Genomic DNA, 26,176 nt, shown 5'->3' with positions numbered 1-26,176 from the left:
ACGTGGCGCCGGTGTCACGGAGAGGGTTGGGCGAGTGCAGGCGAATTCTGGTGAGCAGCAGACGGATCCGCCGGTGGGGCTGGATCTCGTCGCACCCGAGATGTACGCGCCGATGCTGCGCAGACTGGCCTTGGCCGCGGCGGGGATCGGGATCGGGACCGCGCTGCTGGCGGCGACCGTCGTCACCTGGCCGGTCGCGGTGCTCATCGGAGTGGTCGTCGGCGCACCGACCGTCGCCTACGCGGTGGCGTTGCGGCGTCGGCGAATGTGGTTGGCGGGGACCACGATCCATGCCCGCCGGGTGTTCGGGGAGCGGCGAGTCGAGGTGTCCGCGGCGACCGGTGTCGAGGTGCTGATCTTTCCGGCGCGACTCAGCCGGATCGTGCTGCGCGTGACCGCGGGAGAGTTCTCTCAGATCATTCCGCTGGCCATGTACACCGATGCGGGCAGCGGCCGCGAAATGCATCTACTCGGCCTGCGCCGCCTCGCCGACGCCCTCGCCACCAGCCAACTCGCCGCCGCCGTGTCGGTCTCCACCATGCTCGTCCACCAACTACGCGCCGAAGCCCGCGACGCCCACCTCGCCGAACGCCCCCTCTACCGCGCCGTCCAAATGGCCCGCAGCAAAGACTTCGTCTCCCCGATAGTCCTCACCGACCGCGAAGTAGCCGCCCTGATCTGAACCCGTCGCCCGCCCCTCGGCACGGCCGTTGCGCCGATCAGCCGGGCTGACTCGGCGGCATGTCGGGGTGCGGCGGTGGGTGACTGTTGGGTTGCTCACCGTGTGGTTTCGGGGAGAGTGCGGGTCGATAGGGTTGGGTGCGAGAGTCGGCCTAGTGCAAGGAGATAGTGGTGAACAGCGTGGTTCGGAATGCGCCCGTGACCGTTGCCGTGACCGGCGGGGCGGGGCAGATCGCGTACGGGTTGTTGTTCCGGATCGCCTCCGGGGCGATGCTCGGCGCGGATACGCCGGTGCGCCTGCGGTTGCTGGAGATTCCGGCGGCGGTCTCCTCGCTGGAGGGTGTCGCGATGGAATTGGAGGACGGGGCGTTTCCGCTGCTGGAGTCCATCGACATCAGTGACGACCCGTGGGAGGGGTTCTCGGGCGCGAATGTCGCACTGCTGGTGGGTGCGCGGCCGCGCACGGCAGGCATGGAACGGTCGGATCTGCTCGCCGCCAACGGCACGATCTTCACCGAGCAGGGCGCCGCGATCAATGCCAGCGCCGCCGACGACGTGAAGGTGCTCGTCGTGGGCAATCCCGCCAACACCAACGCTTTCATCGCCATGAGCAACGCCCCGGACGTGCCCGCCGAACGCTTCACCGCGATGACCCGCCTGGACCACAATCGCGCCATCGCCCAACTGGCGAAGAAAACCGGCGCGCCCGCGGCCGCGATCGCGCGAGTTGCCATCTGGGGCAACCACTCCGCGACCCAGTACCCGGATATCGCGCACGCGACCATCGGCGGCGAGCCCGCCCTCGACCGCATCGCGGACCGCGCCTGGCTCACCGACGATTTCATCCCGACCGTGCAGCAGCGCGGCACCGCGATCATCCAGGCGCGCGGCGCGTCCTCGGCCGCCAGCGCGGCCAGCGCCGCCCTCGACCACATCCACGACTGGGTGCGCGGCACCGCCGCCGGCGACTGGGTCTCCATGGCGGTCCCCTCCGACGGCTCCTACGGCGTCCCCGAAGGCCTGATCAGCTCCTTCCCCGTCACCTGCGCCGACGGCAAGTACACGATCGTCCCCGGCCTGGGCATCGACGACTTCGCCCGCCCCCGCATCGACGCGACCGTCGCCGAGCTCACCCAGGAACGCGACGCCGTGATCGACCTGGGCTTCGCCAAGCGCCCCTGACCCCTGCCGTCCGGGCGCCCCATCGGGACGCGAGCGCAAAGTAGTCCCGGTATCGCGCACCCGCTCTGTCTTCCCGCACCACTGCGGCCGTCCACAGTCGGTGCGGGAGCGTAGAAGGGGTGCGGGGACCGCGGGCGGTGGGCTGAACTCCTAGCTGACGGTCCAGGTTTCGGGGCCGGTCAGCAAGGACTGGAGGGAGTTCTGGTCGAGGGGTTTGCGTTCGCGGGCGGTGTCGGTCTGCGCGCGGACGCCGTCGTCGTAGGTGGGTCGGCTCACGCTGCGGAAGATCCCGGTGACGACGTGGTCCAGCGACTGGTCGGACAACCTGGAGAGGGCGTAGGCGTATTCCGGGTTGTCGGTGTAGGCATCGTGGATGACGATCTCGGATTCGGGGACCGCGTCGGCCCGGGTGACTTCCAGACCGAAACCGCTTTGTATCACGGCGAATTCGTTCTCGGCGCCGAACCGGATGGGCTGTCCGTGGTGCAGCGGCACCAGGTGGTTCGCGGCGTTGTCGCGGCGCAGCGCGTCGAACGAGCCGTCGTTGAAAATCGGGCAGTCCTGCAGGATTTCGACGAACGACGTACCGCGATGTTCGGCGGCGGCGCGCAGCACCTCGGTCAGCCCGGCCCGGTCGGAGTCGAGGGCACGGGCGGCAAAGGTGGCCTCGGCGCCGAGCGCGACGGACAGGGTGTTGAACGGGTGGTCCACCGAGCCCATCGGCGTGGACTTGGTGATCTTGCCTGCCTCGGAGGTCGGCGAGTACTGCCCCTTGGTGAGTCCGTAGATCCGGTTGTTGAACAGCAGGATCGTCATGTTCACGTTGCGGCGCAACGCGTGGATGAGATGGTTGCCGCCGATGGACAGCGCGTCGCCGTCCCCGGTCACCACCCACACCGACAGATCGGGCCTGGTCACCGCCAGCCCGGTCGCGATGGCGGGCGCGCGGCCGTGGATGGAGTGGATGCCGTACGCCTCGAGGTAGTACGGGAAGCGGCTGGAGCAGCCGATCCCGGACACGAACATCAGGTTCTCCCTGCGCAATCCGAGCTCGGCGAGGAAGCCGCGCACGGTCGCCAGGATCACGTAGTCACCGCAGCCGGGGCACCAGCGCACCTCCTGATCGGAGGTGAAGTCCTTGACCTTCTGCTGGCCGTCGGCGGCGGGTACACCGGACAGTCCCGTCAGGCCCAGATCGGTGCCGACGAGCGAGGTCTCCATGATGGTCATTCGTTGCCCCCAGTAGGTCGGACGTCGCCCGGCTGTGCCCGATCCGCGGAGCTGTCCGGCTGCGTCGTGTACGTGGCCCGCGCCCGTGCGGCGAAGGCCTTGTCCTGTTCCATCTCCTCGATCGAGCCGTCCAACGCGGCGTCGATCACCCCGACGAGTTCCTGCGCGGAGAACGCGGTGCCCGCGACCTTCGTCCACGGCCGCACGTCGACCAGGTATTTCCCGCGCAACAGCAGCGCGAGCTGGCCGCCGTTCATCTCCGGCGCGACCACGGTGCGGTAGCGGCGCAGCACGTCACCGAGGTTGGCGGGCAACGGATTCAGATGCCGCAGGTGCGCTTGCGCGACGGGCACACCGCGGCGGCGGGCGCGCCGGCAGGCTTCGCCGATCGGTCCGTAGGAACTGCCCCAGCCGATGATCAGCAGTTCGGCGTTGCCGTCCGGATCGTCGACCTCGAGATCGGGCACGCTGATCCCGTCGATCTTGGCCTGCCGCAACCGCACCATCAGTTCGTGATTGGCCGGATCGTAGGAGATGTTGCCGCTGCCGTCGGCCTTCTCCAGGCCGCCGATCCGGTGTGCGCGCCCCTTGGTGCCCGGGACGGCGAGGGGGCGGGCGAGCGTCTCCGGGTCGCGCGCGTAGGGCTGGAACGGGTCGGTTTCCGCGCCGGCGGGCTCGAAGCCCGCGACGATCGGCGGCAGGTCCTCGACATTCGGAATCGACCATGGCTCAGAACCATTCGCGATGGCCCCGTCGGAGAGCAGCAGCACCGGCGTGCGATAGGTGAGCGCGATCCTGGCCGCCTCCACCGCGGTGGCGAAGCAGTCGGCGGGCGAGCGGGGCGCGAGGACCGCGACCGGTGATTCGCCGTTGCGGCCGTAGAGCGCCTGCAACAGATCCGCTTGCTCGGTCTTGGTCGGCAGACCGGTGGAGGGACCGCCGCGCTGCACGTCGACGACCAGCAGCGGCAGCTCGGTCATCACGGCGAGACCGATGGTTTCGCTCTTGAGCGCCAAGCCCGGCCCCGACGTGCTGGTGACACCGAGCGCGCCGCCGAGCGAAGCGCCGAGCGCCGCACCGATTCCCGCGATCTCGTCTTCGGCCTGGAAGGTGGTGACGCCGAAGTTCTTGTGCTTGCTCAGCTCGTGCAGGATGTCCGAGGCCGGAGTGATCGGGTAGGTGCCGAGGAACACCGGCAGCCCGGCCAGCTGGCCCGCGGCGACCAGTCCGTAGGCGAGCGCGGTGTTGCCGGTGATCTGCCGGTAGGTGCCGGGCGGCAGCTTCGCGGGCGCGATTTCGTAAGTGGTGGCGAAGCTTTCGGTGGTCTCGCCGTAATTCCAGCCCGCCCGGAACGCCAGCACGTTCGCCTCGGCGATCTCCGGTTTGGCCGCGAACTTCTCCCGCATGAACTGTTCGGTGCCGCCGATCGGGCGCCCGTACATCCAGGACAGCAGCCCGAGCGCGAACATGTTCTTCGCGCGCTGGCCGTCTTTCTTTCCGACGCCGGTGGATTCGGTGGCGCCCATGGTGAGCGAGGTCATCGGGACGCGGTGCACCACGAAATCCGACAACGTGTCGTCATCGAGCGGGTCGGCGGCGTAGCCGACCTTGGCGAGGGTGCGTTTGGTGAACTCGTCGGTGTTCACGATGAGCGTGGCGCCGCGCGGCAGATCTTCCAGATTCGCCCTGAGCGCGGCCGGATTCATCGCAACGAGCACGTCCGGCTGGTCGCCCGCGGTCAGGATGTCGTAGTCGGCGATCTGGATCTGGAACGACGAAACGCCTGGCAGCGTGCCTTGTGGCGCTCTGATCTCGGCGGGGAAGTTGGGTTGGGTGGCGAGGTCGTTGCCGAACGCGGCCGCCTCGTGCGTGAAGCGATCTCCGGTCAGCTGCATACCGTCGCCGGAGTCCCCGGCGAACCGAATCACGACCTTTTCCAATTTCGCTGCGCCCGTGCTGCTTTGGGCTGTGCCGGCAGCGCCGTGGCTGGTGCCGACATCATTCTGGTGCGAAACCATGTGCCTGCTTCACTTCCTCGTCGATGAGAGGGGTGCCATTCGCCAAACTACTCCGCACCGCGCGGTGCGTGCGCCCGATATGTGTGGTTCATCACGGAATCCCGTGGGGTTCGGTATGGAACCGGTGGTCGAAGCGTCAGGCGAACAATGCCAGCTGCGGGTCGGCCGCGTGCGGACTTTCCGGTTGTGTCTCCGGTTCGGCCGGTTTTCCCGGCTTCAGGGCGTGTCGCTCGAGCAGTGGATCGAGACGCTCGCGCAGCCAGGCCGAGTACTCCGGCGTCACGTAGGCGCCCCGGCCGTAGAGCTGCCGGTAGCGGCGCACCAGGGCAGGATGGTGTTCGGCGAGCCAGCCGAGGAACCAGCCGCGAGTGCTGCCGCGCAGGTGCATCGGAAAGGCGACGGCCGAGTGCGCGCCCGCCGCGGCGATCGCCTCGAACAGTCCGTCGAGGTGCGCCTTGCTGTCGGTGAGATACGGAATGACCGGCGCGACCAGTACATTCACCGAGAACCCCGCGTCGGCGAGGGAGCGCACGAGTTCCAGGCGCGCCTTCGGCGACGGCGTGCCGGTCTCCAGGCTGCGATGCAGGTCCAGATCGTGGATCGCGATCGAGACTGCCAAGCTCACCGGAACTTGGCGGGCTGCCATCGTGAGTAATGGCAGATCCCGGCGCAGCAGGGTGCCCTTGGTGAGGATGGAGAACGGCGTCCCGGATTCGGCGAGCGCGCGAATGATGCCCGGCATCAACCGGTATCGGCCCTCGGCGCGCTGATACGGATCGGTATTGGTGCCGAGCGCCACCGGTTCCTGATGCCAGGACCGCCTGCGCAGTTCTTTGCGCAACACCGCGGCGATATTCGTCTTCACCACGATCTGGGAATCGAAATCGCGGCCCGCGTCCAGATCCAGATATTCGTGCGTCGGGCGGGCGAAGCAATAGCGGCAGGCATGCGAGCAGCCACGCATCGGATTGATCGTCCAGTGGAACGGCATGGACGAACTTTCCGGCAGCCTGTTCAGCGCGCTCTTGCACAGCACTTCGTGAAAAGTGATGCCCTCGAATTCGGGCGTCTGCACCGTGCGGGTCAGACCTGCCCGGGTGAGCCCGGGCAGTGCGCCGTCCTCGGCGTCCAGGGTCTGGTTCTGCCACCGCACCTCACCAGTCGAACATGTGTTCTAGTAGGTGTCAAGCGATCTGCCGAGTGTCCGGCGGGGTGAGCAGGGTCGGGTCGGCGAAGAAAGCGACCAGGTCGCGGACGGTGTCGTCGGTGCATCGGGGCTGATAGCCGAGCTCGCGTTCGGCCTTGCCGTGATCGACCAGCGGGGCTGAAATGAGGGCGCCCAGTGCGGCTTTCGAGACGATGTCGGACTTGAACAGCTTGCCGATCGGCGCCAGTACCGGGATGACGCCCGAAACGAGCTTGGGGGAGATGGCGAACTTCGGGCCGCGCTTGCCGCCGTGGTTCGCGGCGAGCCGGCACAGCTCGAGCATCGAGATCATCTCGCCGCCGAGCAGATAGTTCTCGCCGGTGCGCCCCTTCTCGGCTGCCAAGATCAGGCCGGCTGCCACATCTCTGACGTCGACCAGGTCGAAACCCCCGCCGATCATGGCAGGGATGCGGCCCTGGGCCGCGTCGCGCAGCGTGCGATTGATCCGGGACAGCGGCTTGCTGTAGTCGAGGGGACCGAACACGCCGGTGGGGTTGCACAGCACCGCGTCGAGGCCGTTGTCGATCACCTTGCGCAGTGCCACTTCGCCTGCCCATTTCGAGCGGTCGTAGACGGGCAGGGCGTCGTCGGTCGAGCGGGCGGCCTGCTCGTCGATCCGGCCGCCGCAGCGGTACTGGTCGAACGCGTGGATCGAGCTGGCGTGCACCATCCGGCGCGCGCCGACCGCGAGCGCGGCCTCGGCGACCACCCGGACGCCCTCGGTGTTCACCTTCCAGGCCAGGTCGTTCTTCTCCGCGAGGGTGATCACCGCGACCAGGTGGTAGACGATCTCGGCGCCCTGCAGCGCGTCCCGCATCGAGGCCGGATCGAGCACGTCGCCGCTGACCCAGGTGACGTTCGGCAGCGGCGCCGCGGGTGGGACCACCCGGTCGATCGCGGTGATCTCGTCGCCGCGCGCGGCGAGCAGGCGGAGCAGATTCGTGCCAAGGTAGCCGGCTGCGCCGGTCACTGCGACCTTCATGCGATCGAGAATATAGAACTTGTTCTAATTTGCAACACGTTCCAGTTCCTTTCCTATTCCCTGTGTGAACGTGCCGTTGGGCTCGAAAGTTGCCGGTACCGTCGGCTATATTGAGCCCAACCGTGGCGGCCTTGCCGTTCGGCAGGGCAAGCGGTGACGACGAAGAAGTTCACGAAACTGATGTGCACGACGATTTGGGGGGCAACTCGATGAGTGATCTCTCGGTAGAGACCGAAGCGGTCCGGGCGTTCGCCGCCACGAACGCAGGAATCTCCGGTGATCTGGCGGGGGCGGGCAATTTCGACGCGGTGAAAAACGTCGCGGCGCTCGTACCCGTGTTCGGTTTGATCGGCGCCGACTATCTGGCGATGTTCGCCGCGGCGCAAGTGCTCCAGGCCAAGGACATCAACGACCTGTCCGCCAAGTACGCCAAGCTCTCGGAATCGGCGTTCAGCGCCGCCGCGGCCTACGACGCCACCGACTGGTCCAGCGCGGGCGCCCTCGGGGCCATCGGCAACCAGATCGGAGGTGCGGTGTGAAGCCACTCGACACCGGCGTGATCGCGCCCGAAGAGCACGCGATGGCGCACGCCGCCGACCAGAACGTCGCCATCGGCCAGCAGGCCGTGCTCGACTCCGTGCAGAACGCGCCGCAGGCGGTGCTCGACGTATCGCTGCCGCAACTGCCCGAGGATCTGCCGCCCATCGAGCCACCGGAATTCGTGCTGGCCAAGAAGATCAGTGAAGACCAGCACAACGCGATGGGCACGGGCCTGCCGGGCATGCCCGGTCTGTCCGGTGCGCCGACGGCCGACGCCAACGGCATCTCCGGTGTCCCGTCCGATGTTTCGGCACTGCTCGGCGATACCGGCACGGCGATCCAGCAGGCCGCCGCCCCGCTCGCCCAGGGCGTGCTCGACCAGGCCCAAGGTGTGCTGAACGGTGCGCTCGGCAGCTCGCCCAGCTCGGTCGCCGCCGCGGTCAGCCAGGCGCAGGCCGCGATCCCGACCTCGCTGCCCGCACTGCCCGCCGATCCGGTCGGCGCGCTCATGCAGGGCGTCGCGGTGCCCGCGCTGCCCGGCGTCGACCTGCTGATGCAGCCGATCCTGTCGCTGCTCAACAGTTTCGGCAGCGGCGTCATCGGCGCGTTCGATCCGACCGCGATTCTGAGCCAGTCGTCCAAGGTCATCGACATGGCGATGTCGGTCGGCAAGGGCAGCATGACCACCGTCGAACAGCTGTGGCAGAGCCAAGCAGCGCGCAACGCGCAGGCGGCCAGCGCGAAGGCGAACGTCGAAGGCCAGGAGACCAGCCAGCGCGGTATCGACATCTCCGAGCTCACCCAGCGGGCCGCCGCGGTGGTGCAGCAGGGCAACGCGCAATTGCTCGGCATCGCCTCGTCGTTCGCGACGCAGGCCACCGCGATGGCGCCGGTGATCCTCACCCCGCCCGCGCAGGCCACCCTGATGGCCTCGGCGACCGAACATCTCGGTCAGGCCGTCGGCGTCGTCAACGCCACCCGCGGTGACCTCGCCGGCAAAACCGGCGAACTCGGCAGCATGGTGCAGCAGTTGGTCGCGCCCGGAGGCGGGCCCGCACCACAAGAGGTCGCGCAGGCGCTGGCGCAGAACGTCGGCCAGCCGATTCTGGAACAGGCTCAGTCCACCGCCTCCGACACCATGACCAAAGCGGCGGGCGTCGACTCCTCCCTCACCGGCACGCCGAGTTCCACCACACCGTCGTCCGTGCACAACTCGGGCACCCCCAGCTCCACCAACAGCGGACTCGGTACCGGCGTGCCCAGCAGCCTGAGCCGTTCCGGCAGCCCCGGCACCAGCGCACGGCCCGGCACCACCGGCATCCCGTCCAGCCCGAAACTCACCGCCGTGCCCGGCACCAGTCTGCCCGGCGGCCGCCCCATCAGCGGCATGCCCGGCACCACCTTCGGCCCCGGCACCACCGGCGCGCCGAGCACCACCACAGCCGGCGCGGGCAACAGCTTCATGGGCGGACCCGCCGCCGCAGGCGCCCAGCGCGGCGACGACGACGAACACAGCCGCACCGTCCAGCCGTACCAAAGTGCCGCCGGGAACGACGATCTCACCGGACCGCTCGGCGAATCCACGCCCGACGTCATCGGTGCCACGCACTCCGACGAGATCATCAGCTCGGACTACGAACAGGATCAGTTCTAGGGTCGGTTCGAGGTGCCGGTTCACCGGCACCGCTGGCGCTTCAGCGTCTGTGCACCACCCGGGTCCCGTTCGGGGCTGGTGGTTGCGGAGTTTGGGACCAGGCATCACAGACTGTTCGCACGATTCACAGGGACTGCAACCCTTGTGAGGCGTGCGAACGGTCTGTGGGTCTGCACCTATCTGTCGCTTGGTACAGGGCGGCCATCGTTCCTGTGCCGTGCGGGCAGGCATGCTCGGCGTAGGCGCGCGTGTCGTTCGGTGTTGCCGCACCCGGTCTGGCACGGCACAGCCGCACACACGGCTCCGCCGCCGCGGGAAGACAGAAGTGGTGCGGCTGGTCCGGGGTACGTGATGAGGCGGCGGTGCGTGTTCCGGCGTTCGGGGGGTTGGGCGTCAGTCTTGGACGAAGGCGTCCAAGAGGGTGCGGTAGAGAGTGGCGAAGCGTTTGCGGGCGGCTTGTTGTTCGGGGTTGAGGCCGTTGTCGAATTCGGGGGCGTAGACGACGAGGTGGAGGTCTTCCTCCGGGGGCGCGGGCATGAAATCGATGATCTGACTGCCCTGGTCGGTGACGTTGGGGACACCGAGATCGACGGTGCCGAGCGCTTTGGTCTCGGCGAGGGCGGCGGTGAGCACGTCGGCGGGGATGTGGCCGTTGACCTGGGTCGCGGGCGTGTCCGGACCGCGTTGCGGCGCAACGGCATCGGGGATCCGCACCGCGCGGCCGTCACCGAAGACCTGAAGTTGCGGACGCAGATCGATGCGCGGCTGCCAGGCGTTCGGGATGGTGGTGAGGGTGAGTAGCGCCATCGGTGCCGAGACCGGCGGGTGTGAGCTCGGGAGCGCGGGCGAGTCGACGCTCGGATCCGCACCCGCGGTGCCCATGCTCCCGGCGAGACCCACCAGGACGACCAGCAGTGCTGCCTTCAGACCACGCATCAATTCACTCTCTGCCGCTGCTGCGCACCGGTGATCCGATCGGTGCACCACGCAGCCGATCCCGGCACCCGACACCATCGATGAATGCCGTACACCGATTATCCAATGCGGACATCCGCCCCCGCACCCCAGCGGCCCTTTTTCCACCCGATCTGAACCAGCTTCAGCCCCAGCACCCTTGGCCCGCCGCATACGACCACACGGCAGCTCCAAGGTCCCACGATCCGCGGTCCTGACTGGACAATTGATCACGAGGAACTGGTGGCGGCAACGCCCGAGAACCCCACGCCACCAGTTCCTCGTGATCGGTTGACCAATACGTCGGTAGCGAGTTCGCGTCGGGGAGCGCCCGCGAGTGCGCTTGACCCTGGCCGGGTTCGTCCAGAACTGTTGGCGGGCTGGAGAACTGGGTCAGCGCAGGGCGGGGGGATTGGAGAGGTCGGGGGCGGCGTAGGTGTCGCAGGCCTTGACTTGGCCGGTGCGGTAACCGGTGAGGAACCACTTCTGGCGCTGCTCGGAATCACCGTGGGTGAACATGTCTCGGTTAACGCGGCGGTTGGACGCACGCTGGATGCGATCGTCGCCGACCGACGCGGCGGCGGACAACGCGTCGTTGATGTCGTTCTCCGACAACGGCTTCAGGAACGGCTGACCGCCGCCCGGCGCAGGCGTCTTGTCGGCGAAGTGCGCCCAGATCCCGGCATAGCAGTCAGCCTGCAATTCGGTGCGCACCGCGCCGGAATTCGCGCCGCGCGGATCCTGTTGCGCGCGACCGATATCGCCGAGCTGATTCTGGATGTGATGGCCGATCTCGTGCGCCACCACGTACTCCTGGGCGAGCGGGCCGCCGCTGGAACCGAAACGGTCCACCAACTCCTGGAAGAAGGTGACATCGAAGTAGGCGGTGCGGTCGGCCGGGCAGTAGAACGGGCCGACGTCGCTCGTCGCGTTACCGCAGCCGGTCGCGGTCGCACCGGAGAACAACGTCAGCTTCGGCTGCGCATAGCGCCTGTTGGTCTGCTTGGGCAGCTCCGAGGACCACACCGCGTCCAAACTCTGCGCGGTCAGCACCACCCGGCAGTCGACATACTTGTTGGCGTCCGCGCCGGTCTTGCAATGCGCCGGCGTGCCCGCGGTGCCCGGCTGCGTCTGTTGCTGCTCCTCCGAGCCTGTGAACTGCCCCAGAATCGAACCGGGATCACCACCGAGCAACAAAGTGAGCACCAGCACGATCAACCCGCCGGCGCCACCGCCGAGCGCGATCTTGCCACCCATACCCGGGCCACCGGAAGACGCCCGATCCGGATCGATCTGCATGCCCTCGTTGAAGGTCATCGTCGTCGCTTTCTGTGTTGTCGGCCGCGCGGGCGCGGCGGGGTTCGCGGCCCCTTTTGTCTCGCTTCTCAGCTGTCGAGACTCGCGCCTTCGGCGCATGCGCTTCGACAGCTGAGAAGCGAGACGGCCGCGAACGGTCGCTCGTCGGGCTCGCTCCGTGGCGGTTGGGTTTCGGGGTTATGTCGCGCCTATTCGCTGCGCTGTAGGCCGGGGGGAGTGATCGTGTTGAGCCGTGGTCGTGGTGTCGAAGGGGTGTTCTCAGTGGTGTTCGGTCGCGCGGTGTATGTGCTGATCGGTCGGGTCGGGGCTACACGTTCGAGGGTGTTCGGGTGGTGATTGTCGGGGCCGGGGTGGCCGGTGTCGAGCGTTTCGGGTGTGGTGTCGGCCGCGTCGGGGGTCCGCTCGCGGGTGGTCGGGAGGGATCGCTGTCGGTTCGGTTATGCCCGGAATCGGGGGCTGGAATCGGGGGTGCGGGTCTCGGCGAATACAGCTTGGCACGGGTCTGGTCGGATCGGTTTCCGCTCGGCGGATGTGTCTCACTACGATGGGAGCGCACCTGGTCATATCGTGCCGGTGCCGGAGTCGTCGAAAGGAACCCTGTGCTGCGCACCCACTTGGCTGGTTCGCTGCGAAGCGAGCACGCCGGTCAGACCGTGACCCTCACCGGATGGGTGGCCAGGCGGCGCGACCACGGTGGCGTGATCTTCATCGATCTGCGCGACGCGTCGGGTGTGGCGCAGGCGGTGTTCCGTGAGGGTGCGCCGGCCGAGCAGGCGCACCGGTTGCGCGCGGAGTACTGCGTCCGGGTGACGGGCGTGGTGGAGCTGCGGCCGGACGGCAACGAGAACCCGGAGCTGCCGACGGGCACGATCGAGGTGAACGTCACCGAGCTCGAGGTGCTCAACGAGAGCGCGCCGCTGCCGTTCCAGCTGGACGAGCAGCCCGGCGAGGAAGCCCGGCTCAAGTACCGCTACCTCGACCTGCGCCGCGAAACTCCCGCGCACGCGATCCGGTTGCGCTCCAAGGCCAATGCCGCGGCCCGCGCGGTGCTGGCGAACCACGAGTTCGTCGAGGTGGAGACGCCGACGCTGACCCGCTCGACCCCGGAGGCGCCCGCGACTTCCTGGTGCCCGCGCGCCTGCAGCCGGGCAGCTTCTATGCGCTGCCGCAGAGCCCGCAGCTGTTCAAGCAGCTGTTGATGGTCGGCGGCATCGAGCGCTACTACCAGATCGCGCGCTGCTACCGCGACGAGGACTTCCGGGCCGACCGGCAGCCGGAGTTCACCCAGCTCGACATCGAGATGAGCTTCGTGCGTCAGGACGACGTGATCCTGCTCGCGGAGCAGATCCTGGCCGCGCTGTGGAAGCTGGTCGGCTACGAGATCCCGACGCCGATCCCGCACATGACCTACGCGGAAGCCATGCGCCGCTTCGGTTCCGACAAGCCGGACCTGCGTTTCGGCATCGAGATCACCGAGTGCGCGGAGTACTTCAAGGACACTCCGTTCCGGGTGTTCCAGGCCGAGTACGTCGGCGCGGTGGTCATGCCGGGTGGCGCGAGCCAGCCGCGCCGCCAGCTCGACGCCTGGCAGGAGTGGGCGAAGCAGCGCGGCGCGAAGGGGCTGGCGTATGTGCTGGTCAACGAGGACGGCACGCTCGGCGGCCCGGTCGCCAAGAACCTGAGCGACGCCGAACGCGACGGGCTGGCCAAGCATGTCGGCGCGGTGCCGGGTGACTGCGTGTTCTTCGCGGCCGGTCCGGCGAAGGCGCAGCGCGCGCTGCTGGGCGCGGCGCGCGGCGAGATCGCCCGCAAGGTCGGTCTGATCGATGAGAGCGCGTGGTCGTTCGTGTGGATCGTGGACGCGCCGATGTTCGAGCCGGCCGCCGAGGCGACCGCGAGCGGCGATGTGGCGCTTGGGCATTCGGCCTGGACCGCGGTGCATCACGCGTTCACCTCGCCGAAGCCGGAGTCGGTCGACAGCTTCGACACCGACCCGGGTTCCGCGCTCGCCTACGCCTACGACATCGTCTGCAACGGCAACGAGATCGGCGGCGGCAGCATCCGCATCCACCGGCGCGACGTGCAGGAACGCGTGTTCAAGGTGATGGGTATCAGCAACGAGGAGGCGCAGGAGAAGTTCGGCTTCCTGCTGGACGCCTTCGCTTTCGGCGCACCGCCGCACGGCGGCATCGCTTTCGGCTGGGACCGGATCGTCGCACTGCTCGCCGGGCTGGACTCGATCCGCGAGGTGATCGCGTTCCCGAAGACCGGCGGCGGCGTCGACCCGCTGACCGACGCACCCGCGCCCATCACCGCGCAGCAGCGCAAGGAAGCGGGACTGGACGCCAAGCCCGCGCCGAAGGCCGAGCAAGCCGCAGCCGAAGCGGAGTAGTTCGCTGCGGGCGGTGCGAGATCCGGTTCGGTGATCGCGCCGCCCACGCGGGGGACCGCGGTGCTGTCCGACACGAGGGCGGTCGACGCGCAGGGGGCGTCGTGGCGCCCGCGCGAACGGTACCTTCTGGTCAGTTCGATCCGTTGCCTATCTCAGGTGGGCACCGACCAGAGGAAATCCGTTGCTGCACTTGCGCATGATCAGCCCGCCGGAGTCGACCGACGACGTGTTGTCGGTGCTCGCCGAGAATCCGGGTGCCACGCATGTGACGCTGGCGCGCGGGGTCGCGCTGGAACCGGCCGGGGACCTGATCCAGGCCGACGTGGCCCGGGAAGCGGCCAATGACGTGCTCGAGGAGCTGACCGCGCTCGGCATCTGCAAAACCGGCGGCATCACGCTGGGCCCGGTCGAGACCGTGCTGTCCGAGGCGGGGGATCGGGCGGTCGAGGACGCGCCGGGCGATCCGACCGACGCGGTGGTGTGGGAGGAACTGCTGGCGCAGGTGCACGAGGAGTCGACGCTCAACTCGAGCTTCCTCGCGTTCCTCACCATCGCCTGCCTGCTTGCCGCGGTGGGGGTGGCCACCGATTCGCCGGTGACGATCGTCGGCGCGATGGTGGTGGGTCCGGAGTTCGGTCCGCTGGCCGCGTTCGCGGTGGGCTTGGTGCTGCGCGATTTCCGGCTCGCGCGACGGTCGGCGCTGGCCCTCGCCATCGGATTCCCGGTGGCGATGCTGGCGACGTTGGTGGCGACCCTGCTGTGGGAGCAGTTCGGGTGGATCACGCTGCACGGGGTGGAAAGCATCAAGAACGTCGACTTCATCTATGAGGTCGGTCCGTTTTCACTGGTGGTCGCGCTGCTGGCGGGCGCGGCGGGCATGCTCTCGCTGGTGACCGCGAAATCGGCGGCGTTGATCGGCGTGTTCATCTCGGTGACGACCGTGCCGGCGGCCGGATTCGCCGTTGTCGCAGCGACTTTGGGGGAATGGCAGGTCGCGTTCATGTCCGCTGGTCAGTTGGCGGTGAACCTCGCGGGCATCGTGATCGCGGGCGTGATCGTGCTGCAGCTGCGCCCGCGGGCAGGCAAAGCGGCGGGCCCGGTGGAGCGTTTCAAGCACTGGCTCGGTATGCGAGCGGTGGGATCCACTGAGCCCCCGCGTCTTTCGCATCGGTAGTGCGCACGGTGCAAGACGCGGGGGCAGTGCGGGATCAGAGGGCGGCGACGACGCCGCCGGTGAGGGTGCGGTAGGCGTAGGTGACCGCGATGACCGAGACCGGACCCGCGATCAGCAGCCCGAGACCGCAGAGCAGCGCGCCGACCAACGTCACCAGCAGCACCGACAGGGTGAGCAGCAGCACCGGCCAGATGTTCGTGATCACCAGCATCGCACTGGATTTGATCGCCTCGAACGGTCCCTCGTTCTGGTCGACGACGAAGTGCAGCGAGAACATGCACAGGATGCCGACGACCAGCCCCGGCAGCAGGCAGGCGGCGGACGCGATACAGGTCAGCGCGAACGCCAGCAATGCGGTGAGCAGCACGTTGCCCGCGTTCACGAAACGGAAGTACGAGCCGAAAGAGGGCTTGGTGCCGTCGGTTTCGTACAGTGCGCCACGCACCATCGCCGCTTGGAGCAGCCACACGCCCGCGAGCACCGCGAGGAAGACGAGCAGCAGCGGCAGCATCGATGTCGGGTTCGTCAGCTGCACGACCACCACGAACGCCAGATAGATCACCAGGCCACAGGCGACGACGGCCAGCCACGGGCCGAAATTCGAGCGGAAGCGCTCCCAGCCATAGCTGAGCGCCTGGCCGACATCGAGCGTGCCGGGTGCGGCCGCGGCCTGCTGATATCCGTAGACCGGCTGGTCGGGCGGCAGTGCGCCGGGCGGCGGCGCCATGCCGGGCTGAGCGGCGTACTGGTCCGGCGGCCCGTAAGGCGCACCGGTTCCGGGCGGGCCGTAACTGGGTTCCACGGGCTGCTGCGGGGGCGTTCCGGGCGGGCCGTAGCTCGGTTGCGGGGTCTGTTGCGGGGGCGGTCCCGACGGACCGTAACCCGGCTCCTGGGGCGGCGTTCCATATGGCGCGTAGCTCGGCTGCGCGGATTGCGGTGGGGGCGTTCCCGCAGGCGCGTAACTTTGCTGCGCGGATTGCTGTGGGGGCGTTCCGGTCGGCGCAGAGCTCGGTTGCGCGGACGGTTCCGACGGATCGCGACTCGGCGCGGCGGACTGCTGCGGCGGCGCACCGCCCGGCTCGTAGCTGGGCTGTTGCCGAGACGTCATCGGCGGCGCGGATTCGACCGGTTCGTTGCCGTACTGTGCCGCGCCCGGACCCTCGAACTGCGGGTATCCGGCCGGCCCTGCCATCTCGTGCCTGCCGTGTCCGGCGCTCGGCTCCGCGGTCGGCGGAGTGGGACTTTCGTGTTGGCCGGACCGCGCTGCGCGGCGCTCGTCGTCTCCGTGATCGGGAGCGTCGCCAGTGGATTCGCGGGGCGGGGGAGGCGGTGTGCCGGTCATGCCATAGACCTTTCCACTCAACTGGTTTGCGGTGTGGCGCAGAGCAGTTGACGATGAGAAAACCTGACGGGTGCAATGGTGTCAAGCAACGAGCCCGCGTTCGGTAACCTCGAGCGAGACACGCCGAACGACGCGGAAAGGTTGTGTAACCGCTCGCTAGAAGTGACCCGATGCGAGTAACTTGAATGGCGATGACCGCACTATTGGCCGAACGCGCCGCCGAAGTCGTGTCCGCAGCGCAACAGTTGCTCACAAAGCGAATGGGTGCTCCGGTAAAGCTGAGCGATCCGATCGAACTCAGCGGTAGTGGTAGAACGACGGTTCTCCGTGTGCGTGTTGCGGAAAACGCCTTCTCGTTGCCGCGCACCCTCATCGTCAAACAGGTTCGCGGACACGCTCAGGACCGCACCACGGGTGGTCTTGCCCCCGGAGTCGCCAGCATCGACTCCGCGTTCCTTCGCGAAGCCGTGTCGTATCAGTTCACCACCGCCTTGAGCCGGGAACACCGGCCCGGTGCCTATCTGATCGCGCACAGCTTGCCGGAACGGTTGCTCATCCTCAGCGACCTCGGCGAGAACTCGCTACTCACGCAGGTGCTGCAGTCCGGCGCCGAACCCGCGACCAGGAACGCGCTCATGGCGTTCGCGCAGGCGCTCGGCCGGATGCACGCCGCCACGGTCGGCCGCGAGGCCGATTTCGTCGCGCTGCTGCGCCGGGTCGACGTGGTGCACCGGGTCGACGGCATCGCGCAGCAGGCCGAGTCGGCGATCGCCGAGGTGCCCGGGCTACTGCAGCGCGAACTCGGCATCGAGGTGCCCGGCGAGATCGCCGAGCGCATCGTGCGTGGTAACCGGTTGTTCTCTGCGGGACGGTTCCGGGCCTTCAGCCCGTCGGATCTGTGCCCCGACAACGTCATCCTCAACGAGGAAGGCGCTCGCTTCCTGGACTACGAGTGGGGCGGCTTCCGCGATGCCACGCTCGACATCGCCTACGCGCTGGTCTCGTTCCCCGGCTGCCTCTGCGATTTCGAACTGTCCCGGGAACGGGCCAGTCAGATGGTCGAGGCGTGGCGGTCCGAGGTCGTCGGCGTCTGGCCGGCGCTGGCCGACGACGAGTTGCTGTCGGAGCGCATTCTCGAGGCTCGGCTCATCTGGGTCTGGCTGTCGACCTACTGGTTCCTGCCCGCCGACCACGCGCGCATCGCCGCCGCCCGCGAACACGGACTGTCCGTGCCGCGCTCGGAAGCGCTGATCAACCGCTGGGCCGCGCTCGCCGAAGACGCACGGTGCACCGGCGACGACATCATCGGTGACTTCGCCGAGGACGTGTCGGCCATGCTGGAAGAGCGCTGGTCCGAGTAAACCCAACGGCCACCACATAATTGAGGGTTTCCGAGAACCGCTGTCTCGCCGTATCCTGAGCTGTTCAGCAGGGTGGGGAAAGAGGTAGCCCGATGAGCGATGTGCTACTGACTGTCATCGTTGTCGTCGTCGTGTTCGCGGTCGGTGCGGCCGCAGCGGCACTGGTGGTGCGCGGGCGAGCACGTCGCCGAGCCGTCGCCGAAGATGCCCTCACCCGTGCTCGGCGTAGTGGTAGCGCCCTGAGCGGGGGATACGTGCGCAGCCGAAATCGCCGCCGCCGCAAGAAGAAAGACTTCGCCGACAAGACCATGGGCGGTGCGGGCACCGATCTCAGCGGTTCCGGCGGTGGGGGTTGCGGGGGCGGCGGACTGTGAACGTGTTTGTGAGAGGAACGGGCCGATGATCTATGTAGTGGTGGGAATCGTCGTCCTGCTGTTGATCGCGGTAGCGATCGTGCTGGTGCAGCGCCGACGCAGCGCCCACCGAATCGAGGCCGGCGATCCCGTGACCCGTGCCCGCGCCACGGGCAGCGCCCTGAGCGGCGACTATCGGCGAGGCCGACGAAACCGACGTCTCCGCAAGAAGGACGCCCGCTGGTGGGCTCTCGGCAGCGCCGGCATCAACATCAGCGGAGGTTGCAGCGGTGGGGACGGCGGAGGTGGCGGTGGTGGTTGCGGCGGGGGTGGAGGCGGGGGCGGCGAATAGCGCCTTCGACGCGTAACCTCTCGATCGCACGCGGGCAGACGGCCGTCGGCCACACGCCGCGCAAACCCATGTGCGTCGCGACTCGGCAGCGTCGATCTCGCCCACAGTTGGTGGCTCGCAGCGGGCTTGGTGCCAGTGACTGGCACGCCTTCTCTCGTCGATGGTGTCCACGGTGGCTGGCAGTGGGTCTGGTGCCGGTGACTGGCACGCCTCCTTGCGTCGATGATGTCGACGGTGGCTCGCAGCGGGCTTGGTGCCAGTGACTGATCCACCTCCTCGCATCGATCGTGTCGACGGTGGCTCGCAGCGGGCTTGGCTTCAGCTGCTGGCTCACCTCCCTGCGTCGATCGTGTCGACGGTGGCTCGCAGCGGGCCTGGCTCCAGTGACTGGCCCACCTCCGCGCGTCGATCGTGTCCACCTCCCCGCGTCGATCGTGTCCACGGTGGTTCGCAGCGATCGCGCTGGAGTGGATAGTCGACTCTCAGGTGATGGGGAGGGCGCGGGGTTCCAGACGGCCGCCGGTGGGGACGGCGAGGGAGGTGGCGTGGCGGACAGCGGAATTCGGGTCTGCTACGTCGAGGAGATAGAACCAGTCCATTTGTGTTCGGTCGGGAGTGATCTCCAGAACTCCGTAGCCGTGCGAATCCAGTTCCACGTAGCGCAGGTGGTGGTTCACGCCCTTGATCGACTCGGCGATCGGCGCGGAATTCCCCTTCAGCAGGTCGCCGACACTGCTCGAGGTGATCGAAGGGACGACGAACTCCGCGCCGACCGTGGGACCGCCCGGATAGTTGGCGGCATCGACGGGAAGGTCTGCGGCCCAGGAGGAATGGATATCGCCGGTCAGGAACACCACGTCGCCGACCTGCTGCTCGGTGATCGCGCGGAACAGTCGCTGCCGGTCCGCGGTGTAACCGTCCCACTGGTCACCGTTGACGAAGGCGCCGGACTGCGGCACACCGAGGGTGCCGGTGATGGCCGCGGTGGTGGCCGGTTCCAGCGGCGGAAACACCAGCGGCGCGATCATCACCGAATTTCCCACGAGCTTCCACTGCACCGGAGCGGACGCCAAACCGGCGGTGAGCCAATCCATTTGGGCTTTGCCGGTAATCGTGCGCGCCGGGTTGTCCGCCTCGCGCCAGCCCGCGCCCGGCTTCGACTCCTGGTCGCGGTAGCTGCGCAGATCGAGCATGGACAACTCGGCCAGGGTGCCGAAGCGCAGTCGGCGATAGATCTGCACCTCGGTGCCGGAGCCTTTGGCGCGCACGGGCATCCACTCCAGGTAGGCCTGTGCGGAGGCGGCCTTGCGGTCGGCCCAGTTGCCCTCGGTGACCGGATCGTGGTTGCCCGCACCGCCGGACCAGGAGTTGTCGGCGGATTCGTGATCGTCCCAGGTGCAGATGAACGGGAGCAAGGCGTGCAATGCCAGCAGATCCGGGTCGGTGTTGTACTGCGCGTGCCGAATTCGGTAGTCGGCCAGCGTGACCGTCTCGTTCGCCGGGTCGTGCGGGCGCACGGTCCCGTTGCGGCCGCCGTACTTACCGCGGCCGTACTCGTAGATGTAGTCGCCCAGGTGAATGATGGCGTCGAGGTCGTCGCGTGCGGCCAGGTGGCGGTACGCGCCGAAGTAGCCCGCCTCCCAGTTGGCGCACGACACGACGCCGAACCGCAGGCGCTCCAGTGCGGCCGAGGTGGCGGGCGCGGTCCTGGTCCGGCCCACCGGCGAGGTCTCGCCGAGCGCGCTGAACCGGTAGAAGTAGTCGCTGCCCGGGGCGAGGCCGGAGACGTCGACCTTGACGGTGTGATCGGAAGACGCTGCGGCAGTGACGGTTCCGGAGGCAGACACTGCGGAGAAGCCCTCGTCGGCGGAAATCTCCCAGCGCACACTCGTCGATTCGCCCATACCCGACCCGGGCGCGGCGTCCTCGGACACGGTGACCCTGGTCCACAGGATGATGCCGTCCGGCAGCGGATCACCCGAGGCGACGCCGTGCCGGAACACCGGCGCGGTGGCCGCGGCGGGGCCGGCGGCGAAGACCGCCGTCGCGGTGGCCGCCACCGCCGCACCACCCTTGAGCAGGGTGCGGCGCGCAATGGGTCCGAGCTGCACAGAATCTGAAACAGTCACGTTTTCAGCCACGAGTATTGATCACATCCGATCCAGGGGTCCCGCGCAAATCGGCTCGCCGAAACGCATCCAGAACCCGCCGTAGTGGGCGGAGAGCTCGTGGCGCATCAAGGTTGCGAGCTGGTCGGGTGATCAGGGGGAAATGGTGGCGGCATCGGCCGAGAGGTGTGCGCCGTCAGTTCCTCCTGATCGGTTGATCAAGTCGTATCGGCGTGTCCCGGGTGCGGGTGCGCCGAGTTCGGCGGGTGTTCCGGGGTTGTCGGTGGTGCTCGGTAACGTGGACAGTTGTGAGTGAGCTTCTGCGAGCGAACCGGGGACGCGGCGGTGTATCGCTCGCGACGGAGCCGCGTGTCAGCGGGGCACAGTCGTGAGCGATGGCTTGTTCGACGTGCCCGGGGGCGATGTGCCTGCCGAGCACAGCATCGATACCGTGGTGCGCCGGGACGCCGGGGCTCCGCTGGCGGTGCGGATGCGGCCTGCGTCGCTGGACGAGGTGGTCGGGCAGCAGCACCTGCTCGGCCCGGGTTCGCCGCTGCGCAGGCTGGTCGAGGGATCGGGAGCGGCATCGGTGCTGCTGTACGGTCCGCCCGGCACCGGTAAGACGACGCTCGCGTCGTTGATCTCGCATTCCACCGGGCGGCGGTTCGAGGCGCTGTCGGCGTTGTCCGCGGGTGTCAAGGAAGTGCGCGCGGTGATCGATGTGGCGCGGCGCCGGTTGTCGGTGGGCGAGCAGACCGTGCTGTTCATCGACGAGGTGCACCGCTTCTCCAAGACCCAGCAAGACGCCTTGCTCGCCGCGGTGGAGAACCGGATCGTGCTGCTGGTCGGCGCGACCACCGAGAACCCGTCGTTCTCCGTGGTGTCGCCCCTGCTGTCCCGCTCGCTCGTGTTGCAGTTGCAGTCGCTGACCGAGGACGACATCCGGCAGGTGCTGCAGCGGGCCATCCACGATCCGCGTGGCCTCGACGACCAATACACGGTCTCCGACGAGGCGCTGGACCACATCGTCCGCATCGCGGGCGGCGACGCCCGGCGCGCGCTCACCGCACTGGAGGCTTCGGCCGAATCCTCGCTGGACGGCACGGTCGGCGTCGAACTGGTCGAGGCCAGCGTGGACAAGGCCGCCGTCCGCTACGACCGCGCGGGCGACCAGCACTATGACGTGATCAGCGCGTTCATCAAGTCCATCCGCGGGTCCGATGTCGATGCCGCGCTGCACTATCTGGCACGGATGCTCACGGCGGGGGAGGACCCGCGCTTCATCGCGCGCCGGCTGATGATCCACGCCAGCGAGGACATCGGCATGGCCGATCCCATGGCATTGCAGACTGCTACCGCTGCTGCGCAGGTGGTCCAGCTGGTCGGCCTGCCCGAGGGGCGGCTTGCCCTGGCGCAGGCGACCATTCATCTGGCGAGCGCGCCGAAGTCGGGTGCGGTGGTCGCCGCGATCGGCGCCGCGATGGCCGATGTCGCGGCAGGTAAGGCGGGGGCGGTCCCGCCGCATCTGCGCGACGGGCACTACGCGGGCGCGGCGAAGCTCGGCAACGCCCAAGGCTACAAATACCCGCACGACAACAAGGACGGCGTCCTCGCCCAGCAGTACCCGCCGGACGAGCTGGTCGGCGTCGACTACTACCAGGCCACCGACCACGGGCACGAACGCGAGGTCGGCCCGCGCGTGGACAAATTGCGCCGCATCATCCGCGGGCGGTAGGGGCCGCTGGACGGGCCATCGGACCTGCCCTCGGTCAGGACACGCCCGTCACCGACCAGGTCTCCGCGCTCGCCGAGCGAACTCGGGCGTACCCGATCATTCGACCGACTTCCCGGGTGGCGCGCAGCACCCCAGTCGATGAAAAACCACGTGCACCGCACCGGTAGGCTGGATATCTGTGCAGACCCACGAGATTCGACGGCGCTTCCTGGACCATTTCGTCCGTGCCGGACACACCGAGGTGCCCAGTGCCTCGCTGATCCTGGCCGACCCGAACCTGCTGTTCGTCAACGCAGGCATGGTCCAGTTCGTCCCCTTTTTCCTCGGTCAGCAGACTCCGCCGTATGCGACCGCGACCAGTGTGCAGAAGTGTGTGCGCACCGGCGATATCGAGAACGTCGGCGTGACGACGCGGCACAACACCTTCTTCCAGATGGCGGGCAACTTCAGCTTCGGCGACTACTTCAAGCGCGAGGCCATCACCTTCGCCTGGTCGTTGCTGACCAACAGCGTCGAGGACGGCGGCTTCGGATTCGACCCGCAACGGCTGTGGGCCACCGTCTACCTCGATGACGACGAGGCCGAGCGGATCTGGCTGGAGATCGGCGTGCCCGCCGACCGCATCCAGCGGCGCGGCATGGCCGACAATTACTGGTCGATGGGCATTCCCGGCCCGTGCGGTCCGTGCTCGGAGATCTATTTCGACCGCGGCCCGGAGTACGGCGTCGAGGGCGGCCCCGAGGCCGACGAGGACCGCTACATCGAAATCTGGAACCTCGTCTTCATGCAGAACGAGCGTGGCGCGGGCACCAGCAAGGACGACTACGAGATCCTCGGTCCGCTGCCGCGTAAGAACATCGATACCGGCATGGGCATCGAGCGCGTCGCGTTCCTGCTGCAGGGTGTGGACAACGTCTACGAGACCGATCTGCTGCGCCCGATCATCGACAAGGCCGAGGAGCTGACCGGCCGGTCCTACGGCGTCACGCACGAGGACGACGTGCGGTTCCGCGTGATCGCCGATCACGCCCGCACGGGCGCGATGCTGATCGCCGACGGCGTGAACCCCGGCAACGACGGCCGCGGCTATGTGCTGCGCCGCCTGCTGCGCCGGATCGTGCGCTCGGCCCGGCTGCTGGGCGCGGAGAAGCCGGTGATGGGCGAGTTCATGAAGGTCGTGAGCGACCTGATGTCGCCGTCCTACCCGGAACTCGCCACCGATTTCCGGCGGATCGAGACGGTCGCGGTGGGCGAGGAGACCGCCTTCCTCAAGACGCTGAACACCGGTTCGACCCTGTTCGACAGCACGGCCGCCGCGGTGAAAGCCAAGGGCAGCAGCACGATCGCGGGTTCGGATGCGTTCACCCTGCACGACACCTACGGCTTCCCGATCGACCTCACCCTGGAGATGGCCGCCGAGGCCGGTCTCTCGGTGGACGAGGACGGTTTCCGGTCGCTGATGGCCGAGCAGCGCAAGCGCGCCAAGGACGACGCCCAGGCCCGCAAGCACGCACACGCCGACCTGTCGGTGTACAAGGAGCTGGTCGATCGCGGGGCCACCGAGTTCACCGGTTTCGACGAGCTGACCTCGGAGGCGCACGTGCTGGCCCTGATCGCCGACGGCGTCCGGGTGCCGGTGGCGCAGGCCGGTCAGGACGTCGAGGTGATCCTCGATCGCAGCCCGCTCTACGCCGAGTCCGGCGGCCAGATCGCCGACCGCGGCGCCATCACCGCCGCGGGGGTGAAGCTCACCGTCAACGACGTGCAGAAGATCGCCAAGAAGGTCTGGGTGCACAAGGCCACGGTCGAGCAGGGGCAGATCACCGAGGGCGATGTCGTGCTCGCGCAAGCCGATCCGGCGTGGCGGCGCGGCGCCACTCAGGGCCACTCCGGCACGCACATGGTGCATGCGGCGTTGCGGCAGGTGCTGGGTCCGAACGCGGTGCAGGCCGGTTCGCTGAACAAGCCCGGCTATCTGCGCTTCGACTTCAATTGGCAGGGGCAGCTTTCCGAGCAGCAGAAGTCCGAGATCGAGGCCGTGTCCAACGACGCGGTCGGGGCGGACTTCCCGGTGAACACCTTCGTCACCGACCTGACCAAGGCCAAGGAGATGGGCGCGATGGCGCTCTTCGGCGAGAACTACGGCGACGAGGTGCGCGTCGTGGAGATCGGCGGCCCGTTCTCGATGGAGCTGTGCGGCGGCACGCACGTGCAGCATTCCTCGCAGATCGGCCCGATCACCGTGCTCGGCGAGTCGTCGGTCGGCTCCGGTATCCGGCGCGTGGAGGCCTTCGTCGGCCTGGACTCCTACCAGTACCTGGCCAAGGAGCGGGCGCTGCTGGCCGGTGTGGCCGCCTCGCTGAAGGTGCCTTCCGACGAGGTGCCCGCCCGGGTCGAGCAGCTGGTGGAGCGGCTCAAGGTGGCCGAGAAGGAACTCGAGCGCACCAAGATGGCCGCGGTGCTGTCTTCGGCCGGAAAGTTCGTCGAGGAGGCCGAGCGGATCGGCGCCGTGCTGCTCGTCGCGGTCGCCGCGCCCGAGGGCGTGCCCGCGGGTGATCTGCGGACGCTGGCCACCGACATTCGCGGCCGGTTCGGTACCGTGCCCGCCGTGGTGGTGCTGCTCGGCAATGCCGACGGCAAGGTGCCGTTCGTGGTGACCGTCAACCAGGGCGCACAGGATCTCGGATTCAAGGCCGGCGATCTGGTGGCGGCCTTCGGGCCCAGCATCGCCGGACGTGGCGGCGGCAAGCCCGAGATGGCACAGGGTGCCGGGTCGGATCCGTCGGGCATCCCGACCGGCCTGGCCGCGGTCCGCGCCCGGGTGGCTGAACTCGCCCAGTGATGGCATCGCCGAGCGATTCCGCAGAAGGCGGCCGGGCGGCGGGCACCGACGCCGACCGGCCCCATCCGGACACCGATCCCGGGCGCGGCAGGCGGATCGCCATCGATGTCGGCAGTGTCCGCATCGGTGTCGCCTCCAGCGACCCCGACGGCATCCTCGCCACGCCGGTGGAGACCGTGCCGCGCGCCAAGCCGAACGCGCGCGGCGGCAAGCCCGGCGGCCCCGGAAGCGATATTTCCAGAATTGCTGAAATTGTGCGGGAGTACGAGGCAGTCGAGGTGATCGTCGGGCTCCCGCGAACATTGCGCGGGGAGAAGGGCAGTGCCGCTACCATTGCCACCGCATTCGCGGAGCAATTGCGGGCCGCCGTGTCGCCGGTGCCTATACGGCTTTCCGACGAACGTTTGACTACCGTGTCAGCTGCACGTGCATTGCGGGACAGTGGAGTTCGCGCGCGTGGCCAGCGGCAGGTGATCGATCAGGCGGCGGCCGTCTCGATCCTGCAAGGATGGTTGGACGAACGGAGTGCGGTGTTGAGGTCGGGTGAAGCGGTGCGTCCTGAGGTTGTCGGGCGCGCCGCAGGGTCCGCTCCTGCGTCGTCGGAGGACGATGCATGACGGATCGATGGGCGCGGGCCGAGGAACGGTACCGACAGCGCGAAGCTGATCGGCGTTACCGGCGGGACGACCGAGCCTGGGGTGGGCAGAACAGCAGAGACACACACGCCAGAACGAACCGGGTGGTCGGCCGGG

At 68.2% G+C, this 26,176-nt stretch carries 19 protein-coding genes and 1 pseudogene; 12 read left to right on the top strand and 8 right to left on the bottom strand.

Annotated elements, in window-relative coordinates; all coding sequences use genetic code 11:
* The first annotated feature begins 34 nt into the window (after positions 1-34).
* A complete protein-coding gene (locus tag NBRGI_RS21765; protein WP_029899108.1) occupies positions 35-682 on the top strand; it encodes a hypothetical protein in 648 nt (215 codons plus the stop codon).
* A gap of 170 nt (positions 683-852) precedes the next feature.
* Positions 853-1,863 (top strand): malate dehydrogenase, encoded by a 1,011-nt coding sequence (locus tag NBRGI_RS21760; protein WP_029899107.1) that lies wholly within the window; start codon positions 853-855, stop codon positions 1,861-1,863.
* A gap of 150 nt (positions 1,864-2,013) precedes the next feature.
* Here the strand turns inward: NBRGI_RS21760 and NBRGI_RS21755 are convergent, their stop codons facing one another.
* The 4 genes from NBRGI_RS21755 to NBRGI_RS21740 all read right to left on the bottom strand — a co-directional run bounded on the left by NBRGI_RS21755 (position 2,014) and on the right by NBRGI_RS21740 (position 7,300).
* Positions 2,014-3,093 carry a 2-oxoacid:ferredoxin oxidoreductase subunit beta gene (locus tag NBRGI_RS21755; protein WP_029899106.1) on the bottom strand — a complete coding sequence of 360 codons (1,080 nt, stop codon included), beginning with the start codon at positions 3,091-3,093 and terminating at the stop codon, positions 2,014-2,016.
* Positions 3,090-5,111: a 2-oxoacid:acceptor oxidoreductase subunit alpha gene (locus tag NBRGI_RS21750; protein WP_029899105.1), complete on the bottom strand. Its 2,022-nt coding sequence runs from the start codon at positions 5,109-5,111 to the stop codon at positions 3,090-3,092. Before NBRGI_RS21750 ends, NBRGI_RS21755 begins: the two co-directional genes overlap by 4 nt.
* 136 nt (positions 5,112-5,247) lie before the next feature.
* Positions 5,248-6,264, bottom strand: a complete 1,017-nt coding sequence (locus NBRGI_RS21745; RefSeq protein WP_029899104.1) for an Rv2578c family radical SAM protein — start codon at positions 6,262-6,264, stop codon at positions 5,248-5,250.
* Between the two features lie 31 nt (positions 6,265-6,295).
* Complete coding sequence (locus tag NBRGI_RS21740; protein WP_036560276.1) at positions 6,296-7,300, bottom strand: NAD-dependent epimerase/dehydratase family protein; 1,005 nt, start codon at positions 7,298-7,300, stop codon at positions 6,296-6,298.
* A gap of 209 nt (positions 7,301-7,509) precedes the next feature.
* Between NBRGI_RS21740 and NBRGI_RS21735 the strand changes: the two genes are divergently transcribed.
* Both NBRGI_RS21735 and NBRGI_RS21730 read left to right on the top strand, forming a co-directional pair.
* Positions 7,510-7,839 carry a type VII secretion target gene (locus NBRGI_RS21735; protein WP_029899102.1) on the top strand — a complete coding sequence of 110 codons (330 nt, stop codon included), beginning with the start codon at positions 7,510-7,512 and terminating at the stop codon, positions 7,837-7,839.
* A complete protein-coding gene (locus NBRGI_RS21730; protein ID WP_029899101.1) occupies positions 7,836-9,494 on the top strand; it encodes a hypothetical protein in 1,659 nt (552 codons plus the stop codon). Before NBRGI_RS21735 ends, NBRGI_RS21730 begins: the two co-directional genes overlap by 4 nt.
* A 393-nt stretch (positions 9,495-9,887) precedes the next feature.
* On the opposite strand, the gene NBRGI_RS21725 is transcribed toward NBRGI_RS21730, so the two are convergent.
* Together NBRGI_RS21725 and ypfJ are read right to left on the bottom strand one after the other, a co-directional pair.
* Positions 9,888-10,430 (bottom strand): hypothetical protein, encoded by a 543-nt coding sequence (locus NBRGI_RS21725; RefSeq protein ID WP_029899100.1) that lies wholly within the window; start codon positions 10,428-10,430, stop codon positions 9,888-9,890.
* A gap of 411 nt (positions 10,431-10,841) precedes the next feature.
* Positions 10,842-11,765, bottom strand: a complete 924-nt coding sequence (gene ypfJ, locus NBRGI_RS21720) for a KPN_02809 family neutral zinc metallopeptidase (RefSeq protein ID WP_029899099.1) — start codon at positions 11,763-11,765, stop codon at positions 10,842-10,844.
* Positions 11,766-12,364: 599 nt separating this feature from the next.
* Between ypfJ and aspS the strand changes: the two are divergent.
* A pseudogene (gene aspS, locus NBRGI_RS44070) lies at positions 12,365-14,157 on the top strand (aspartate--tRNA ligase).
* A 181-nt stretch (positions 14,158-14,338) separates the two neighbouring features.
* Positions 14,339-15,331: a DUF389 domain-containing protein gene (locus NBRGI_RS21710; protein ID WP_235211055.1), complete on the top strand. Its 993-nt coding sequence runs from the start codon at positions 14,339-14,341 to the stop codon at positions 15,329-15,331.
* Between the two features lie 34 nt (positions 15,332-15,365).
* Here the strand turns inward: NBRGI_RS21710 and NBRGI_RS49195 are convergent, their stop codons facing one another.
* Positions 15,366-16,673 (bottom strand): hypothetical protein, encoded by a 1,308-nt coding sequence (locus tag NBRGI_RS49195; protein ID WP_235211053.1) that lies wholly within the window; start codon positions 16,671-16,673, stop codon positions 15,366-15,368.
* A gap of 191 nt (positions 16,674-16,864) precedes the next feature.
* Here NBRGI_RS49195 and NBRGI_RS21700 point away from each other — a divergent pair, with 191 nt between their 5' ends.
* The 3 genes from NBRGI_RS21700 to NBRGI_RS48170 all read left to right on the top strand — a co-directional run bounded on the left by NBRGI_RS21700 (position 16,865) and on the right by NBRGI_RS48170 (position 18,739).
* Positions 16,865-18,034 (top strand): phosphotransferase family protein, encoded by a 1,170-nt coding sequence (locus NBRGI_RS21700; protein ID WP_029899096.1) that lies wholly within the window; start codon positions 16,865-16,867, stop codon positions 18,032-18,034.
* A gap of 92 nt (positions 18,035-18,126) precedes the next feature.
* Positions 18,127-18,408, top strand: coding sequence for a hypothetical protein (locus NBRGI_RS21695; protein WP_148310900.1), 282 nt, complete (start codon positions 18,127-18,129; stop codon positions 18,406-18,408).
* Between the two features lie 25 nt (positions 18,409-18,433).
* Entirely contained in the window at positions 18,434-18,739 is a 306-nt protein-coding gene (locus NBRGI_RS48170) for a hypothetical protein (protein ID WP_036560273.1), read from the top strand.
* A 482-nt stretch (positions 18,740-19,221) separates the two neighbouring features.
* Here the strand turns inward: NBRGI_RS48170 and NBRGI_RS21685 are convergent, their stop codons facing one another.
* A complete protein-coding gene (locus NBRGI_RS21685; RefSeq protein ID WP_036560278.1) occupies positions 19,222-20,868 on the bottom strand; it encodes an alkaline phosphatase D family protein in 1,647 nt (548 codons plus the stop codon).
* Between the two features lie 367 nt (positions 20,869-21,235).
* On the opposite strand from NBRGI_RS21685, the gene NBRGI_RS21680 reads away from it, so the two are divergent.
* From NBRGI_RS21680 to ruvX, 3 genes are all read left to right on the top strand, one after another.
* On the top strand, positions 21,236-22,582 hold the full coding sequence (locus NBRGI_RS21680; RefSeq protein WP_029899093.1) for a replication-associated recombination protein A: 1,347 nt from the start codon (positions 21,236-21,238) through the stop codon (positions 22,580-22,582).
* A 178-nt stretch (positions 22,583-22,760) separates the two neighbouring features.
* Positions 22,761-25,424 (top strand): alanine--tRNA ligase, encoded by a 2,664-nt coding sequence (gene alaS / locus NBRGI_RS21675; RefSeq protein WP_029899092.1) that lies wholly within the window; start codon positions 22,761-22,763, stop codon positions 25,422-25,424.
* Positions 25,424-26,041 (top strand): Holliday junction resolvase RuvX, encoded by a 618-nt coding sequence (ruvX, locus tag NBRGI_RS21670; protein ID WP_029899091.1) that lies wholly within the window; start codon positions 25,424-25,426, stop codon positions 26,039-26,041. Before alaS ends, ruvX begins: the two co-directional genes overlap by 1 nt.
* Positions 26,042-26,176 lie beyond the last annotated feature (135 nt).

Source organism: Nocardia brasiliensis IFM 10847, from assembly GCF_000710915.1.
Lineage (GTDB): Bacteria > Actinomycetota > Actinomycetes > Mycobacteriales > Mycobacteriaceae > Nocardia > Nocardia brasiliensis_A.
This window is presented reverse-complemented; position numbering and strand designations above follow the sequence as displayed.